At 42.5% G+C, this 16,754-nt stretch carries 15 protein-coding genes; all 15 read right to left on the reverse strand.

The genetic code is table 11. The features are described 5' to 3' along the window. Positions 1–155: 155 nt before the first annotated feature. Positions 156–4,469 carry a PolC-type DNA polymerase III gene (locus LJF29_RS18210; protein WP_229150018.1) on the reverse strand — a complete coding sequence of 1,438 codons (4,314 nt, stop codon included), beginning with the start codon at positions 4,467–4,469 and terminating at the stop codon, positions 156–158. 109 nt (positions 4,470–4,578) lie between these two features. Beyond that, positions 4,579–6,273 (reverse strand): proline--tRNA ligase, encoded by a 1,695-nt coding sequence (gene proS / locus LJF29_RS18215; protein WP_229150020.1) that lies wholly within the window; start codon positions 6,271–6,273, stop codon positions 4,579–4,581. A gap of 32 nt (positions 6,274–6,305) precedes the next feature. Beyond that, the gene (gene rseP / locus LJF29_RS18220; protein WP_229150021.1) at positions 6,306–7,574 is read right to left on the reverse strand and encodes an RIP metalloprotease RseP; all 1,269 of its coding nucleotides are present in this window, start codon (positions 7,572–7,574) and stop codon (positions 6,306–6,308) included. Positions 7,575–7,580: 6 nt separating this feature from the next. Further along, positions 7,581–8,732, reverse strand: coding sequence for a 1-deoxy-D-xylulose-5-phosphate reductoisomerase (dxr, locus tag LJF29_RS18225; RefSeq protein WP_229150023.1), 1,152 nt, complete (start codon positions 8,730–8,732; stop codon positions 7,581–7,583). Between the two features lie 60 nt (positions 8,733–8,792). Further along, entirely contained in the window at positions 8,793–9,602 is an 810-nt protein-coding gene (gene cdsA, locus LJF29_RS18230) for a phosphatidate cytidylyltransferase (RefSeq protein ID WP_168747846.1), read from the reverse strand. 3 nt (positions 9,603–9,605) lie between these two features. Then, the gene (locus LJF29_RS18235) at positions 9,606–10,388 is read right to left on the reverse strand and encodes an isoprenyl transferase (protein WP_229150024.1); all 783 of its coding nucleotides are present in this window, start codon (positions 10,386–10,388) and stop codon (positions 9,606–9,608) included. A gap of 129 nt (positions 10,389–10,517) precedes the next feature. Beyond that, a complete protein-coding gene (gene frr, locus LJF29_RS18240) occupies positions 10,518–11,075 on the reverse strand; it encodes a ribosome recycling factor (RefSeq protein WP_010334276.1) in 558 nt (185 codons plus the stop codon). Position 11,076: 1 nt separating this feature from the next. After that, positions 11,077–11,799 carry a UMP kinase gene (gene pyrH, locus LJF29_RS18245; protein WP_010334275.1) on the reverse strand — a complete coding sequence of 241 codons (723 nt, stop codon included), beginning with the start codon at positions 11,797–11,799 and terminating at the stop codon, positions 11,077–11,079. Positions 11,800–11,944: 145 nt separating this feature from the next. Continuing rightward, positions 11,945–12,826 (reverse strand): translation elongation factor Ts, encoded by an 882-nt coding sequence (tsf, locus tag LJF29_RS18250; protein ID WP_029441263.1) that lies wholly within the window; start codon positions 12,824–12,826, stop codon positions 11,945–11,947. Between the two features lie 99 nt (positions 12,827–12,925). After that, positions 12,926–13,666, reverse strand: coding sequence for a 30S ribosomal protein S2 (rpsB, locus tag LJF29_RS18255; protein WP_010334272.1), 741 nt, complete (start codon positions 13,664–13,666; stop codon positions 12,926–12,928). Positions 13,667–13,809: 143 nt separating this feature from the next. Then, the gene (locus LJF29_RS18260) at positions 13,810–14,313 is read right to left on the reverse strand and encodes a Swarming motility protein SwrB (protein ID WP_229150025.1); all 504 of its coding nucleotides are present in this window, start codon (positions 14,311–14,313) and stop codon (positions 13,810–13,812) included. A 29-nt stretch (positions 14,314–14,342) separates the two neighbouring features. Beyond that, positions 14,343–15,107, reverse strand: a complete 765-nt coding sequence (gene sigD / locus LJF29_RS18265) for an RNA polymerase sigma-28 factor SigD (protein WP_010334270.1) — start codon at positions 15,105–15,107, stop codon at positions 14,343–14,345. A gap of 22 nt (positions 15,108–15,129) precedes the next feature. Beyond that, on the reverse strand, positions 15,130–15,630 hold the full coding sequence (gene cheD / locus LJF29_RS18270; RefSeq protein ID WP_229150026.1) for a chemotaxis protein CheD: 501 nt from the start codon (positions 15,628–15,630) through the stop codon (positions 15,130–15,132). Beyond that, the gene (cheC, locus tag LJF29_RS18275; RefSeq protein WP_229150028.1) at positions 15,627–16,256 is read right to left on the reverse strand and encodes a CheY-P phosphatase CheC; all 630 of its coding nucleotides are present in this window, start codon (positions 16,254–16,256) and stop codon (positions 15,627–15,629) included. Before cheC ends, cheD begins: the two co-directional genes overlap by 4 nt. An 18-nt stretch (positions 16,257–16,274) precedes the next feature. Next, positions 16,275–16,745, reverse strand: a complete 471-nt coding sequence (gene cheW / locus LJF29_RS18280) for a chemotaxis protein CheW (RefSeq protein WP_010334267.1) — start codon at positions 16,743–16,745, stop codon at positions 16,275–16,277. Between the last annotated feature and the right edge of the window lie 9 nt (positions 16,746–16,754).

Genomic DNA, 16,754 nt, shown 5'->3' on the forward strand with positions numbered 1-16,754 from the left:
GAAGAATTTCTTGTGTGGAACATGAGAAAGACACCGTCCTTTTGAAGTCTTTCTTTTATTTTATTACAGGAGAGTGGGTATTTTAAGAAAAAATAAAGGCTGTCGAGATTTTCTCGACAGCCTGAGAATTTCTTAAGAAATTCTGCTTTTATATGCTAAAACAACGATAATTGGTTTTGATCCGGCAACGACTCCAAACAGCCGTGACGATCTAAATACTCTAAAATCGTTTTTGATACTTTCCCTCTCTTTTGCAAATCTTCTTTTGAGAGAAATTCTCCTTCTTCACGGGCCTTTACAATATTTAGAGCGGCGTTCGTACCTAAACCAGGAATAGAATTAAACGGCGGGATCAGGCTGTTGCCGTCAATAATAAATTCCGTTGCACTGGAGCGATATAAATCGACTTTTTGGAACGAATAGCCTCTTTCACACATTTCCAGCGCTAACTCTAATACTGTGAGAAGGTTTTTTTCCTTCGGTGACGCATCAAGCCCTTTGGAGTTGATATCCTCCATTACAGCTTTGATTGCTGTGGAGCCTTTGATCATCGTATCGATATCAAAGTCGTCTGCACGAACGGTAAAATAAGCCGCATAATACAGTAGCGCGTGATGCACTTTAAAATAAGCAATGCGGACTGCCATTAATACATAAGCCGCGGCGTGGGCTTTCGGGAACATGTATTTAATCTTTTTGCAGGAATCGATATACCAGTCTGGGACATTGTTATTTTTCATTTCTTCTTCCCATTCAGGCGTTAAACCTTTTCCTTTACGCACAAATTCCATGATTTTAAACGCCAGTGACGGCTCGAGGCCTTGATAGATTAAATAAACCATAATGTCATCACGGCAGCCGATCACCTCACTCAGCTCACAAATATTATTGTGAATGAGTTCTTGCGCATTGCCGAGCCATACATCTGTACCGTGAGACAGCCCTGAAATCTGAACGAGCTCAGAAAAGGTTGTCGGCTTTGTGTCTTCAAGCATTTGCCGGACAAAGCGGGTTCCGAATTCAGGGATTCCCAGGGTGCCCGTTTTACATCCTATCTGTTCCTGAGTGACACCGAGTGATTCGGTTCCTTGGAAGATTTTCATTACTTCAGGGTCATCCGTCGGAATCGTTTTCGGATCAATGCCGCTTAAATCTTGGAGCATACGGATTACCGTCGGATCATCGTGCCCCAGAATATCAAGCTTCAGCAGGTTGTCATGAATGGAATGGAAGTCAAAATGCGTCGTTTTCCATTCAGAACCTGTCGCATCTGCCGGAAACTGAATCGGAGAGAAATCATAAATATCCATATAATCAGGAACTACGATAATACCGCCAGGGTGCTGTCCGGTCGTCCGTTTTACACCTGTACAGCCCTGCACAAGCCGGTCGATTTCGGCGCCGCGCATATGGAGATTATTGTCGCCGGCATAGCCTTTTACATAACCGTAGGCTGTTTTTTCTGCAACCGTACCGATCGTTCCGGCACGATATACGTTGTCTTCTCCGAACAATACTTTTGTATAATTGTGGGCCTGCGGCTGATATTCCCCAGAGAAGTTCAAATCGATATCAGGTACTTTATCTCCTTTAAATCCCAGGAACGTTTCAAACGGAATATCGTGCCCGTCTTTTTTCAAAGGCGTTTTGCAATGAGGACACATTTTGTCAGGCAGATCAAAACCTGAGCCGACAGATCCGTCATTAAAGAACTCAGAATGCTGGCATTCAGAACATATATAGTGCGGCGGCAGCGGGTTCACCTCTGTGATCTCAGTAAGTGTCGCAACTAAAGAAGAACCTACCGATCCCCGTGATCCTACCAGATACCCGTCATCTAGAGATCTCTTCACGAGTTTATGAGAGATCAAATAAATAACAGCAAAGCCGTGGCCGATGATACTTTTTAATTCTTTTTCAATACGCGCTTCAACAATTTCAGGGAGCTGCTCTCCGTAAATGCTTCGTGCACGCTGATAGCTCATTTCCCTGATCTCTTCATCAGCGCCTTCGATTTTCGGCGTATATAGGTCATCTTTAATCGGCTTGATGTCTTCGATTAAAGATGCAACCTTTTGTGTGTTGGTTACAACGATTTCCTTCGCTTTTTCTTCCCCTAAGAAGGAAAAAGCTTCAAGCATTTCATCTGTCGTTCTGAAATGCACTTTCGGAAGTTCATGTCTGTTCAGCGGATTCGCGCCGCCCTGTGAGGATACTAAAATCTTTCTGTAAATTTTGTCCTCATCATTCAAATAATGAACATTTCCTGTTGCAACAACAGGTTTATTAAGCTTTTCACCGAGTTTGGTGATATTCGTTATGATTTCTTTCAGCGATTTTTCATCGCGAACCAGTTCTAGCTCAAGCAAGTGGCGGTATACCTCAGGCGGTTGAACCTCGAGATAATCGTAGAATGACGCAACATCTTCCACCTCTTCCGGCGACTTTTGCATCATGCCTTCAAAAACCTCTCCTCTGTCGCAGGCAGAACCGATCAGAAGGCCTTCCCTGTATTTCTCAAGCTGAGATCTCGGAATACGCGGCACTCTGTAAAAATAATGAATATGAGAAAGTGAAACGAGCTTAAATAAATTTTTCAAGCCTGTGCTGTTCACCGCCAGCACCGTTGCATGATAGGGTCTTGACCTTTGATAAGAATTGGACTGACCCATATTTTCATTCAGCTGGTCATGATACTGAATACCCTTTTCAGCAGCATCCTCCAGCATTTTCATAAGCAAATAAGCGGTCGCCTCGGTATCATAGATCGCACGGTGGTGCTGTGTAAGTTCAATGTTAAACTTTTTACATAGTGTGTTCAGACGGTGATTCTTAAATTCCGGATAAAGGAAACGGCCGAGCTCCAGCGTATCAATGACAGGATTTTTTGCTTTCTCGACTTGGAGAAGCTTTTTGAAAGCAACGTTTAAAAATCCCATATCGAAGCTTGCATTATGGGCAACGAGAATGTCATCGCCAATCCATTCTCTGAAATCTCCTATCACGTCTATTACATCCGGCGCGTCGACCAGCATATCATCAGTGATGCCTGTCAGTTCAATGATAGTCGCTGAAAGCGGACGATGCGGGTTGGCAAATGACTCAAATTTATCAATGATCTCCCCGCCTTTCACTTTTACAGCCGCCAGTTCAATAATCGTATCGTACACAGCGGATAGTCCGGTTGTCTCGACGTCAAAAACAACATAGGTTTCTTCATCAAGCAAACGGTGTGCAGGATTATAAGCAATTGGTACCCCGTCATCCACGATATTTGCTTCCATTCCATAAATCATTTTAATCCCATGTTTTTGGGCAGCAGAATACGCATCTGGGAAGGATTGAACGACAGCATGGTCAGTCAAAGCGATCGCCTCATGTCCCCATTTTTTCGCCTGTTCGACAAGCTTTCCGATGCCTGTTACAGCATCCATTTGGCTCATTGGGGAATGCAGATGCAACTCTACCCTTTTTTCTCCTTCAGGCGCCGTGTCCTCACGGGTTTTTGCTTTTATTTCATTTACATCGTTTGCAATCATGACCAAATCTCGGACAAATGTGTCGTTTTGAATGCTTCCGCGCGCTTTTACCCACATACCTTTTTTCAGAGACTTCATGAGGGCCGCATCTTCTTTTTCTCTTGCAAACATTTTAATTAAGATACTATTTGTGTAGTCAGTAATTTTAAAGATGCACAGCGTGCGCCCGCTTTTCAGTTCTCTGGTTTCCACATCAAACACATAACCCTGAACCGTAATTCTCCGTTCCTCGTCCATTATGCTGTCAAGTGTTCTGATTTCCTCGTTATCTTTAATTTGATAGCCAATGACAAGGGGTCCTGAAGGAACTTGATCTTCATCACTTTCTTTATCTTTCTTTTCCATTTCAATTAACGCCTGCATCGCCCGCTCTTGGTCTTCAGCTAGCTTTTGCTCCCGAAACTTTTGTACTTCTTGATCAGATACAAATATTTCAGCATCAAGCTGAAAATCTGGAAACCCAAATTGACGGTATCCCGCTTGAATCATCGCACTGTATTTGTTCTTAAGAGCAGATGCTTCTGTATCCGTTTTTGTTTTGACAATCAGTTTGTTGCCCTTCAGCTTCGGTTTTTGCTGGCTTAAGAGACTGATAATCGGCGGTGAAATACCTTGCAGCTCTTCAATGCAGCGTGTCCAATAATCCTGCACGAGACCTTCGTCAACCTCGGCATCATGCACTGCGATTGAGGACGTCACTTTTGCAATATGGGCAAACGATTGAGTCAGCCTCATGGTTAACATGTCATATATTTGATAAGGCAGCAAAGATTTAAATTTAAAATGAAAATGCCAAGACTTAGACGCTTTGTGTATCGTCAGCTTTTCAATCTCGCCATCTTCAAAGTATGTCATGAAGGTATCATCTGTCATATTAATCTGCTGCAGAAGAATTTGAAACTGCCTTCTGTTTACTGATAACTGCTCCATTAAGACAGTATTCCCCCCTTAAAAACATCATAAGTGAAGGTACCTCAGGCAATGAGGTACCTTCTATTATTTCTATTTTAACATGTTTTTTGATAAATCGTTATGGTGTTTACTGCTTGCTTATAAAAGCAGATAACTCATCAACAGAAACTTCTGTTGACTCACCCGTTTTGCGGATTTTAACCTCTACAATTCCTTCATCAGCCCGTTTGCCGACAGTAATACGGATTGGAAGACCGATTAGATCCGAGTCAGCAAATTTTACGCCGGCGCGTTCCGCCCGATCGTCATATAGCACTTCATAGCCTTTCGCTTTTAAATCTGCGTACAGCTTTTCAGCCAATTCTCTTTGCGCATCGTTTTTGATATTCAATGCAAGAATATGAAGATCATACGGCGCCACGCTTTTTGGCCATATTAAACCTTTTTCGTCGTGATGCTGTTCAGCAATGGCAGAAAGGGTTCTGGAAACACCGATTCCGTAACAGCCCATCAGCATTGGCTGCGCTCGTCCGTTTTCATCTAAATATGTCGCATTCATCGCTTCAGAATAACGAGTTCCAAGCTTAAAGACTTGTCCGACTTCGATTCCTTCTGCAAAACGGATCGTGCCTTTACCGTCTGGTGATGGATCGCCTTCCTTAATAAAACGAAGATCTGCAAATTCTTTAATTTGCGCATCCCGGTTTACGTTGACATTTTTATAATGATACTCTTCTTCATTCGCACCGGCAACAGCATTAACCATTGCTTTAACAGCGACATCTGCATAGACGTCAATCTCTTGATTCACACCGATAGGTCCGACAAAGCCAGGCTCTGTTCCAAGGTGCTGAACGACCTCTTCATGAGAAGCAAGTTCCATAACCTCTGCATGCAGGAGATTCTTCACTTTAATATCATTCACTTCGTGATCCCCTCTTACAAGCACCAGAACAAAACGGTCATCCGCTTTAAACAATACCGATTTAATGCAGGCTTCAGCCGAAACCTGTAAAAATGCAGTCAGCTCATCAATCGTTTTCACATTAGGAGTGTGCACTTTTTCTAAAGCGATAGGCTCTTCATTTGAAGGGACTTCCTGATAAAGAACTTCAGCCATTTCGATATTGGCTGCATATTGGGATTCATCAGAGTACGCAATGGTATCCTCTCCGATTTCAGAAAGCGCCATAAACTCATGTGTATCTTTTCCACCCATGGCACCTGAGTCAGCGATAACAGGTCTTACATTAATGCCGCAGCGGGCGAAAACATTAGAATACGCGTTGTACATTTTTTGATATGTTTCATCCAAGCTCTCTTCGGAAGCATGGAAAGAATAAGCATCCTTCATAATGAATTCGCGGCCTCTTAATAAACCGAAGCGCGGGCGTTTTTCATCCCTGAACTTAGACTGGATTTGGTACAGAGTCAGAGGGAGACGCTTATAGGATTTAACCTCATCGCGAACGAGTGAAGTGATCACTTCTTCATGCGTTGCCCCTAAAGCAAATTCACGGCCGTGACGATCTTTAAGTCTCATCAGTTCAGGACCGTACGTATACCATCTGCCTGATTCCTGCCATGTCTCAGCCTGCTGCAGCGCGGGCATAAGCATTTCTACAGCGTCGATTTTTTCCATTTCCTCACGGACAATCTGCTGAATGTTTTGAATAACCTTATACGCAAGAGGCATATAGCTGTATACCCCGCTCGTATTCTGTCTGATAAATCCTGCTCTTAGAAGAAGCTGATGACTTTTCGCTTCGGCATCAGCTGGAACTTCACGGAGCGTAGGAATAAGCGTCAAGCTTTGTCTCATTTCTTCGCACCTCTGATTGATTTACTTTTCATTTACAAAAACAGCCGCTGGATATCGTTCCATGTTACGACCAGCATAAGAAGCATTAGGAAAGCAACTCCGATAAACACCACAAAGGCTTCTTTTTCTCTGTTGATCGGTTTGCCCCGAATCGCTTCTATAAATAGAAACAACAGTCTTCCGCCGTCAAGAGCCGGAATCGGAAGCAGGTTGACGATACCAAGGTTAATACTTAAAAACGCAGCAAACTGGAATAAATTAATGATTCCCGTCTTTGCCACTTGGTCTGTCATATCGTATATGCCGACAGGACCTGAGAGCATATCAATTTTAAATTGTCCTGTCACTAATTTACTGAGATTCGTTAATATCGCTTTTGTAACATCAACAGTTGATGTTGCACCGTAAGCAACTGCTGAGAGAACGCCTTTCTCAGTCGGCGCGTAAGAACCAAAGCGGCCGATTGTCTTTTTGTTCTCGTCTTTAACGGCTTCCGGAGTAACTGAAATGTGGAGCGTTTTGTTATCTCTTTTTACCTCAACGTCTATTTCTTTATCCGGGTTTTCTTTTACCGCAGAGACAATGTCGGTCCAGGACCTCATCTTCTCTCCGTTAATGCTTTGAATGTAATCTCCTTCTTTTAGCCCTGCTTCGGCCGCCCGTCCGTTGTCTGTCAGCTGTCCAAGCATAGGCTCATTTGACGGAACACCCTGAATCAGCCCAAGCATCACTAAAATGACATAAGCCAAAATGAAATTCATAATCGGGCCTGCGGCAATCGCCTTAATTCGCTGCCACACAGGTTTGGAACCAAATTGGCGGTTATACGGCGCGATCTGCACTTCTTCTCCGTCTACAATGAAAAAGGAGGTTTCACTCACAGTAAAGCCGGAAAGCTCATCCTCTTTGCCCTGTTCATAGCCGGTGATCTTCATGTCATGCTCTAGGTCCGCCGTTTCCACCTCGATGATTAAAGCATCCGGGTATTTTTCCTTTTGATTGATGATGACTTTTTCAACCTGATCCTCTTTGTTAAAAAGAAGCCCGATCGTGTAGCCCGGTTTCACCTCAATCATTTCCGGATCTTCTCCGGCCATGCGGACAAATCCGCCGACTGGAAGAAGTCTGATCGTATACACCGTTTCATTTTTTTTGAACGAAAAGATTTTTGGACCAAAGCCGATCGCAAATTCACGGCACAGAATTCCCGCTCTTTGGGCTAACAGCAAATGGCCCAGTTCATGGAAGAAAACGAGCGTTCCGAAAATAATGATAAACGCTATAACTGTATTCACGAACATACCACCTTATGTGAGTATTGAATTGACGTATCCCCGGGTATCTTTGTCCACTTCCTGAATGTCTGCCAAGCTAGGCTTTTGAATAAGCTGATGGCGGTTTAATGCCTTTTCGATACAGTCTTCAATCGCCAAAAACGATATCTTGCCGGCTAAAAAGGCGGCGACAGCCACTTCATTTGCCGCGTTTAGCACAGTCGGCATTGTTCCTCCTATTTTACCTGATTCAAAGGCAAATTGTAAGCAGCGGAACCTGGCAAAGTCAGCTTTTTCAAAATGAAGACTGCCGATTTCCCACAGCTCGAGTCTTTTGGCGTCCGGCAATGGCAATCGGTCGGGATAGGTGAGCGCATATTGAATCGGGACCCTCATATCCGGAGTACCGAGCTGTGCAATCACACTTTTGTCATGAAACTCTACCATGGAATGGATGATGCTCTCCTTATGTAAGACCACATCAATTTGTTCATACGGAATATCGAAAAGCCAATGCGCCTCAATCACCTCTAATCCCTTATTCATCATTGTAGCCGAATCAATCGTGATTTTTGCACCCATTGACCAATTCGGGTGCTGTAATGCATCTTCAATTGTAACTGATTCGAGCTCCTCCCGCGTCTTGTCCCGAAAACTTCCGCCGGATGCCGTAATGATGAGGCGATCAATGTTTTTAGCCTGTTCGCCTTGTAGCGCTTGAAAAATGGCTGAATGCTCACTGTCAACGGGCAGCAGCGGAACATTGTATTTCTTAGCATGTTCTTTAACTATATGCCCGGCAGTGACAAGAGTTTCCTTATTTGCAAGCGCAATTGTTTTTTTCTGTTCGATCGCCTTTAACGTAGGGATGAGACCGACACTTCCAAGCAAGGCATTGACAACAATATCGACTTCCTCCATAACTGCCGCTTCAATCAGGCCTTCTTCTCCAAGCCCGATTTGGCAATCAAATGAAAAAGAAACTTGTTTTAATTTGTGATATGTATCCAGATCACCGACAGATACAAACTTCGGCTGAAAGGCCTCTATCATCGGCACGGCCTTATCAATATTTTTGCCGAACGACATAGATACCAGCTGAAATTGGTCTTGGTGCGTATGCAATACGTCAAGAGTCTGTTCGCCGATTGATCCTGTTGCTCCTAAAAGACAAATATTTTTCAAAGTGCCACTACTCCTATTCTTTTTGCTGCATAATCAGTCTCATATTCATATTAGACTTTTTTATGAAAAAAGGGCAAGCAGAAAGTACAAGAAAGGCATGACAAACAAAAAACTGTCAAAACGGTCTAGCACCCCGCCATGCCCAGGAAGGATCTTCCCAGAATCCTTTACCTCGTAATGTCTTTTCAGAGCGGATTCTACTAAATCCCCAATCTGTCCGAAAACAGACAAAAACAGTGTGATCAAAAGCAGATAGAAATATGGGATCGGCAGGTTTGCGACAAGCTGAAAAATTGTCGAGAGTACAAGTGCAATGACAATTCCGCCTACAAATCCCTCAACTGTTTTATTAGGGCTGATTTCAGGCCACAGTTTTCGTTTACCAAGCGACTTCCCGACAAAATATGCACCGGAATCAGTCGACCAAATCACGACACAGGCATAAAAGATGTATGTCAGCCCGTGCTGATCAAGGTTTCTGATTTCAATAAAATAATGAAAACACATTCCGATGTAAATCGTTGCAAGGGTAATAAAGCCGACTTCATCAAAGGTAAAAGTGTTCTTCACCAATACTGTGTACGTCAATAAAATAAGTACTGCGAACAAAGCCGCTTCAATTTTCGAGATACCAATCGCTTCAAAAAAAGAATACTGGCTTGGCATTAAGAACATCCACAATAATAAAAGACTGATCAATCCCGGCAGTGACACAAGCTTAAGTTTTTTCATTCGCAAAAGCTCAAAAAGCGCTACACTGCCCATTGCATAAACTAATATGGTGAACGGCAATTCCCCGACAATAACTAAAAATAAAAATACAATTGCTGCCAGAACACCTGTCAAAATTCTTTGTTTCATGTCCACCATCCTCTAAATTCCGCCAAACCTCCGGCCCCGTTGCTGATATTCTCCTAACGCCTGCAAGAAATGATTTTCTTTAAAGTCAGGCCACAGGACGTCAGTAAAGACAAATTCACTGTAGGCAACCTGCCAAAGCATAAAGTTGCTTAGTCTAATCTCGCCGCTCGTTCGGATTAAAAGTTCAGGATCCTGCAAAGATTCAGTCATTAAATGTTTAGAAAAAAGCGATTCATCAATGTCTTCTATATTCAAAGAACCCTCCTTGACTTTTTCCGCGAGTGTTTTTGCAGCAGTGACAATTTCAGTACGCCCCCCATAGTTGAGAGCAAAATTAAGAATCAACCCGTCATTTTGCGCCGTATCCTTTACAGCCTTTTCAATCGCACGCATTGTGTGCGTCGGCAAGGCTGATTCATCTCCTATAATCCGGACCTGCACATTCTCCTCAACAAGCTCCGGGAGATACGTATTTAAAAATTCTTCAGGAAGCTTCATCAAAAAATCAACTTCCATTTTCGGCCGCTTCCAGTTTTCTGTTGAAAATGCGTACAAAGTCAGTACTTTGACACCCAATTCGTTAGCAAGCTTTGTCGTCCTTTTAACCACCTTCATTCCTTCATGGTGGCCTGCAATTCGGGGAAGAGAGCGTTTTTTAGCCCAACGGCCATTTCCATCCATTATAATGGCGATGTGTTCGGGAATTTCTCCCTTAAGTATGTCTTCTTTTGTATAGCGTTCTAAGTTGGAAGCCGCTGTTTGCTGGTTCTTCCAATTTTTGAGTATGTTGAGCATGAGATTCCTCCGTCACCCAAAAAGGTTGCATTCCCTGCTGATAACGATGTAATCAACAGTATTAACAAAAAAACCCCCTGTAAACATGAGAGGGTCTTTTCACTATTATCTATTGTACATAGTTTTTCATTAAACTTCCATGATTTCTTTTTCTTTGTCTTTTGTTACACTGTCAATTTTTGACACATATTCATCTGTCAGTTTTTGAACATCTTCAGTGGAAGCACGTAGTTCATCTTCAGTGATGTCTCCGCTTTTCTCAAGTTTTTTGAGATCATCGTTCGCATCACGGCGTACATTTCGCACAGCCACTTTCGCGTCTTCAGCATATTTTTTTACAACTTTGACTAATTCTTTACGTCTTTCTTCTGTTAACGCAGGAATCGCAATGCGAATCATATTGCCGTCACTCGTCGGTGTTAAGCCTAAATCCGCTTTTAAAATTGCTTTTTCGATATCACCGATTGCTGACTTGTCGTATGGTGTTATAACCAGCATACGAGCTTCAGGCACGTTAATAGAAGACAGCTGATTTAAAGGTGTCTGTGCTCCGTAATATTCAACTGTTACTTTATCTAATAAAGATGGGTTCGCACGGCCTGCTCGTACAGTAGCCAGTTCACGCTGATAAGCAGCAATTGCTTTTTCCATTTTTTCTTTCGTTTGTGTTAATACTTCTTTTGACACGTTATTTCCCCCTCACGATCGTTCCGATTGATTCGCCTGTCACAGCGCGTTTAATATTTCCTTCTTCCATAATAGAAAAGACGATTAGCGGAATGTCATTATCCATGCATAAAGATGATGCTGTTGAATCCATAACTTCCAAACCGTCTTTTAAAACGTCAAGGTAAGAAAGCGATTCATATTTAACAGCTGATTCATCTTTTCTAGGGTCAGCATTATACACACCGTCAACATTGTTTTTAGCCATTAAAATAACGTCTGCTTCAATTTCAGCAGCCCGCAGTGCAGCTGTCGTATCAGTTGAGAAGTATGGGTTCCCTGTGCCCGCAGCAAAAATCACGACACGTTTTTTCTCTAAGTGGCGTATCGCTTTTCTTCTGATGTATGGTTCAGCAACTTGTCTCATTTCAATGGATGTTTGCACTCTGGACTGGATTCCGAGTGTTTCTAAGCTGTCTTGAAGAGCAAGCGAGTTCATCACTGTGGCCAGCATCCCCATATAGTCAGCAGTTGCACGGTCCATGCCCAGGTCACTTCCTGTTTTTCCGCGCCATAAGTTGCCGCCGCCTACTACAACAGCCACTTCGACTTCAAGCTCAGCGATTTCTTTCACTTGCTTTGCAATGGATTGAATGACAGTAGGGTTAATTCCGTTACCCTGTTCCCCTGCCAATGCTTCACCGCTAAGCTTTAATACGATACGTTTGTATTTTGGTTTTTCCATAATAACCTCCAAGTGTAAACATTGCCGTTTTCTATTATGCAAGAGAAAAAAAGGTTTGTAAATATAGTTTTAAAAATAGGGAACACAAAGTGTGTCCCCTATACTGCCTGAAAAGACGCGACTTGATCGCGAAATCTTTTCACCATTATTTTTTCACTTGGTTCATTACTTCTTCAGCAAAGTTTTCTTGACGTTTTTCGATACCTTCTCCAACTTCATAGCGAACGAAAGTTTCAACAGTTGCGTTTTTCGCTGCAACAACTTGTTTCACTTTTTCATCTGGGTTTTTAACGAATGCTTGGTCTAAAAGACAAATTTCTTCGAAGAATTTGTTCAGACGGCCTTCAACCATTTTCGCTACGATGTTTTCAGGTTTTCCTTCTTGAAGAGCTTGCTGAGTTAAGATTTGACGCTCATGGTCTGTTTCTTCTGCTGATACTTGGTCACGAGAAATGTAACGAGGGTTAACCGCAGCAACATGCATTGCGATATCTTTTGCAGTTTCTTCGTCAGTTGTACCGTTAAGAACAGTTAATACGCCGATGCGTCCACCCATGTGAAGGTAAGCACCGAATGCAGAGCTGTCGTCTTTTGTAAGAACAGCAAAGCGGCGAAGAGTGATTTTCTCACCGATTTTAGCTACTGCACTTGTAATGTACTCTTCTACAGTAGATCCGTTGTCCATTTTTTGTCCCATTGCTTCTTCAACATCTGCAGGAGTGTTTGCAAGAAGGTGGTCAGCTAATGTGTTAAGAAGCTCTATGAAGCCTTCGTTTTTCGCAACGAAATCAGTTTCAGAGTTTACTTCTAAAATAACACCTTTGTTGCCGTCAGTTTTAATAAGAGTTGAACCTTCTGCTGCGATACGGTCAGCTTTCTTCGCTGCTTTTGCAATTCCTTTTTCTCTAAGAAGGTCAATTGCTTTGTCCATATCTCCATCAGTTTCAGTTAACGCTTTTTTACAATCCATCATACCCGCGCCAGTTTTTTGACGCAGTTCTTTTACTTGCTGTGCAGTAATAGCCATTTGTATTCCTCCTTATATGTTTAAACAAGATATGTATCATTACATTTTTCTTGAAAAAAGGTGATAAAAGGCAGTCCCTCTTATCACCTTTTGAATAGGTTACGCAGTTGTTGTTTCTGTTTCTGGTGCAGTATCTTCAGCAACTTCCGCTTCTTCTTCGCCTTGCTTCGCTTCTAAGATTGCATCTGCCATTTTAGAAGTTAGAAGTTTAACAGCGCGGATAGCGTCATCGTTCGCAGGAATTACAACATCGATTTCATCAGGATCACAGTTAGTATCTACAATTCCGATGATAGGGATGTTTAATTTGCGAGCTTCAGCAACAGCGATGCGCTCTTTACGAGGATCGATGATGAATAATGCATCAGGAAGATCCTTCATTTCTTTAATTCCGCCTAGGAATTTTTCAAGACGCTCTAATTCTTTTTTCAATTGAACGACTTCTTTTTTAGGAAGTACTTCAAACGTACCGTTTTCTTGCATTTTTTCAATGTCTTTAAGACGTTTAATACGTTTTTGGATTGTTTCAAAGTTTGTTAATGTACCGCCCAACCAGCGTTGGTTGACATAGTACATGCCAGAGCGTTGAGCTTCTTCTTTAACAGAATCTTGAGCTTGTTTTTTTGTTCCAACGAAAAGGATTCTTCCGCCTTCAGCAGCAAGATTTTTAGTGAAGTTGTAAGCTTCCTCTACTTTTTTGACTGTTTTTTGAAGGTCAATGATGTAGATTCCGTTACGCTCCGTGAAAATATAACGCTTCATTTTTGGGTTCCAACGGCGTGTTTGGTGACCGAAGTGAACACCAGCTTCAAGCAATTGCTTCATAGAAATGACTGACATGTTATTTCCTCCTAATATAATGGTTTTTTTCCTCCGCTTAGGTCATTTTTGTGCAGAACTGCCGCCTGCAGCACCCTCTGCATAAATCGTTAAGCGTGTGTATTTAACACCAAGACATAATATAACACAGCTTTATGCGACAATCAAGAATCCTTTACAGCTTTGGAGCGAAATTTTAGAAATAGCTCGATTTCTGTCTTTCCGCTCTTCAATTTCTGAGCAATTTCACCAGCTGAATATCCCTGCTCATGTAATGCCATAACTTGATCTTCAAATGATCGGGCATCGCTGTTTACGTTCTCTTCCGTCCTCTCAACCTCATTGATGAGACCTTCGATATGCTCGGGAAGAGTGTTGTCTTCTTCCTGAACAGCATTCCGCTCTGAATGTTGTTCAGCGTGCAGATGCTCCGTCTTCTGTTTTTCTTCAGTTTGACTAGAAGATGCATCCAAGTTGTCTATCAACTTCTCATTTTCTTCTTTTAATTCAAGAAGAAATGCCGCAAGTGTGTTCTCCGTCTCTTCCAGCATCTTCTTTTGCTGTTTTTCTGTTTCTTTCACAGCTGCGAGCCTCATATACAGGATGATGACAGCGTACAGAAGAACGCCGTGAAGCGTGAAGCTTAAAAGCCATAATAGTGTTGACATGTTTTTCACTCGCTAATCATGAGAATTCTTTATTGAATTACTTTTTCCAGCAGATTCTTTAATTTAAATAGTGCCTTTGAATGTATTTGTGATATACGGGACGTAGAAAGATTCAATACCTGTCCGATTTCTGTCAATGTCAATTCCTCTTTATAGAACAAACTGACCACAAGCTGTTCTTTCTCAGAGAGTTCGTGAATCTTGTCCGCAAGCTGCGCAATCAGTTCATCTTTCATGATCTTTTCTTCCGGCGGGACATTTTTGTCATCTCTGATCATGACCTGGATGTTTTCCCCGTCATCCTGATCATGAAGCTTTTCGTCAATTGACAGCAGGTTTGCAAAAAAACCTTCATTCATTGTTGACACTACATCCTGTTCCGTCATTCCGAGTTCCTCTGCAATTTCTGCGGGCGATACATTCCGAAGATAGCGCTGTTCAAGCTTTTCAATCGCCGCTTCTACCTTCTTTGTTTTTTCACGCGAGGTTCTGGGCAGCCAATCCTCTTTACGAAGCCCGTCAATAATTGCACCGCGAATTCTAAACGAGGCGTAGGTATCAAATTTTAAGTCCCGGCTAGGGTCAAATTTTTCAAGGGCATCATATAAACCAAGCATACCAAGGCTCATAAGATCGTCTTTATGCACCGATTTTGGCAGTCCGACAGAAATTCTGCCTACATGATATGTGACAAGCGGCATATAACGGCGCATTAAATCATCACCGGCCTTAGGATCTTTCCACTCTTTCCAGCGCGACCAAAGCACCTGATCTTCATAATTCAAGGATTGCATTGTTATCCCCCTAATACCTTAATTAAATCGTTTTTTCACCTTGTTTAACAGTTCGAATATGCAGCATGCAGGACTTCGGTTCAAATTCTATCGTCCGGCCGCTTGAGCCGCCCGTATCTTCACTGATAATCGGAATATTATATAATGACAGCTGTTCCTTTATCGCTAAGACATTTCTCGGTCCGATCTTCATCAAATCATTCGTCATTTTAAATTTAAACATCTCTGATCCGCCGGCAAGCTTTGCTTTTAACGCAAACTTTCGGCAGCCCGCTTCTACCAGCATATCAATCGTAGCTTTTACAGCGGTATCGGCATATTTTGCCCGATTGAGTTCAGCTGTTTTTGATAACGTCGAATCCGGCAGCATGACATGAACAAGCCCCGCCGTTTGCTTTTCTTTATCGTAAAGTACCAGCCCCACACACGACCCTAAACCAGCCGTCCGGATCGAATCCGGGAAGCGGGCAATTTTCACGTCCGCAATTCCAACCTTTACAACAGCAGCCTCAGTCGTACTCATAATGAAGCACCCAAGGCGACAAAGAGCTTTTCAAATGAATCATAGTCCGGCAGCATAAACATATGCGCTTTTAGCTCCTGCTGATGGCTCTGATCAAAAATTGACGTATCAACAACAATTGCATGTTCCCCAGCCTGACTGAGCTCCATCAGACCTTCACTGATGACAGCACCGAACATGTCCAGTGAAACTTCTGGAACACTCGGGTAAAGCTGGAGTTTCGTCAAATCAGCCAATGCCGTTAAATATGATCCTGCTAAAATATTGCCCAGTTCATGCAAAGCGGAAGAACTCATATGATCTTCACCCAGATTTTCAATATCAAAATCCGGGTTGCCGATCAGCTCTCTGATAAACTGCTCCGCCTGATAAAAAGGCATTATAAAGAACATCGAGCCCGTCAAATCGCCTTCCATTCTTAAAAAAATGCTGGCGACCGGCATTTCTGCTCCGCCGAAAAAGTCTACAAGTTCATCAAACGATAATAACTTTGCAAACGGGACTTCCATATCAATCTTTCTATTTAACAGCTGGGCCATTGCAGAAGCAGAGTGGCCGGCTCCGATATTGCCGACTTCCCGCAAAATGTCCATCTGCTCTTCTTTGATTCCATTAAAAATACTCATGTCATAACCCCTTTAAGATTAAGCTTGATCGGGCACAGCGGACTGAGATGATTCTTTATCCAAAACCGCATTTGCATCAATAATATTTAAGAGCCTGTTCTCTTGTTTTACAATCTGTTTGATCGACACATACGTGTCTTTTTGAACACTTTCTGGAGCGGACTCTATTTCACTTTCCTGTACTGTTATGACATCATTTGCTTCATCCACTATCCAGCCGACTTCAATATCACGATAAGCAATAATGATAATTCGTGTTTCATCGGTAATTTCATACTCAGGCAAGCTGAGACGCTTTCTTAAATCAATAACTGGAGTCACCACGCCGCGCAAATTGATCACTCCGCAAATATAAGGCTCAACCCCTGGCACTCTCGTCGGCTTTTGCCATTTCTCAATTGATTTCACCTGAGTGACAGAAATGGCATATTCTTTGCCGTTTACCATAAAAACAATCATTTTTTCGCCTGTTTTAATTTCTGCAGTCATGTGAGACAC

This window comes from Bacillus sp. LBG-1-113, from assembly GCF_020708615.1.
Classification (GTDB): Bacteria; Bacillota; Bacilli; order Bacillales; family Bacillaceae; genus Bacillus; species Bacillus mojavensis.

Coding starts and splice junctions, on each gene's coding strand:
- sigD (WP_010334270.1), bottom strand. CDS start 15,107: ATGCAATCCTTGAATTATGAAGATCAGGTGCTTTGGTCGCGCTGGAAA.
- rseP (WP_229150021.1), bottom strand. CDS start 7,574: ATGTTCGTGAATACAGTTATAGCGTTTATCATTATTTTCGGAACGCTC.
- LJF29_RS18235 (WP_229150024.1), bottom strand. CDS start 10,388: ATGCTCAACATACTCAAAAATTGGAAGAACCAGCAAACAGCGGCTTCC.
- LJF29_RS18210 (WP_229150018.1), bottom strand. CDS start 4,469: ATGGAGCAGTTATCAGTAAACAGAAGGCAGTTTCAAATTCTTCTGCAG.
- cdsA (WP_168747846.1), bottom strand. CDS start 9,602: ATGGTGGACATGAAACAAAGAATTTTGACAGGTGTTCTGGCAGCAATT.
- rpsB (WP_010334272.1), bottom strand. CDS start 13,666: ATGTCAGTCATTTCTATGAAGCAATTGCTTGAAGCTGGTGTTCACTTC.
- tsf (WP_029441263.1), bottom strand. CDS start 12,826: ATGGCTATTACTGCACAGCAAGTAAAAGAACTGCGTCAAAAAACTGGC.
- cheD (WP_229150026.1), bottom strand. CDS start 15,630: ATGAGTACGACTGAGGCTGCTGTTGTAAAGGTTGGAATTGCGGACGTG.
- LJF29_RS18260 (WP_229150025.1), bottom strand. CDS start 14,313: ATGTCAACACTATTATGGCTTTTAAGCTTCACGCTTCACGGCGTTCTT.
- pyrH (WP_010334275.1), bottom strand. CDS start 11,799: ATGGAAAAACCAAAATACAAACGTATCGTATTAAAGCTTAGCGGTGAA.
- cheC (WP_229150028.1), bottom strand. CDS start 16,256: ATGAGTATTTTTAATGGAATCAAAGAAGAGCAGATGGACATTTTGCGG.
- proS (WP_229150020.1), bottom strand. CDS start 6,273: ATGAGACAAAGCTTGACGCTTATTCCTACGCTCCGTGAAGTTCCAGCT.
- cheW (WP_010334267.1), bottom strand. CDS start 16,745: ATGACTGCAGAAATTAAAACAGGCGAAAAAATGATTGTTTTTATGGTA.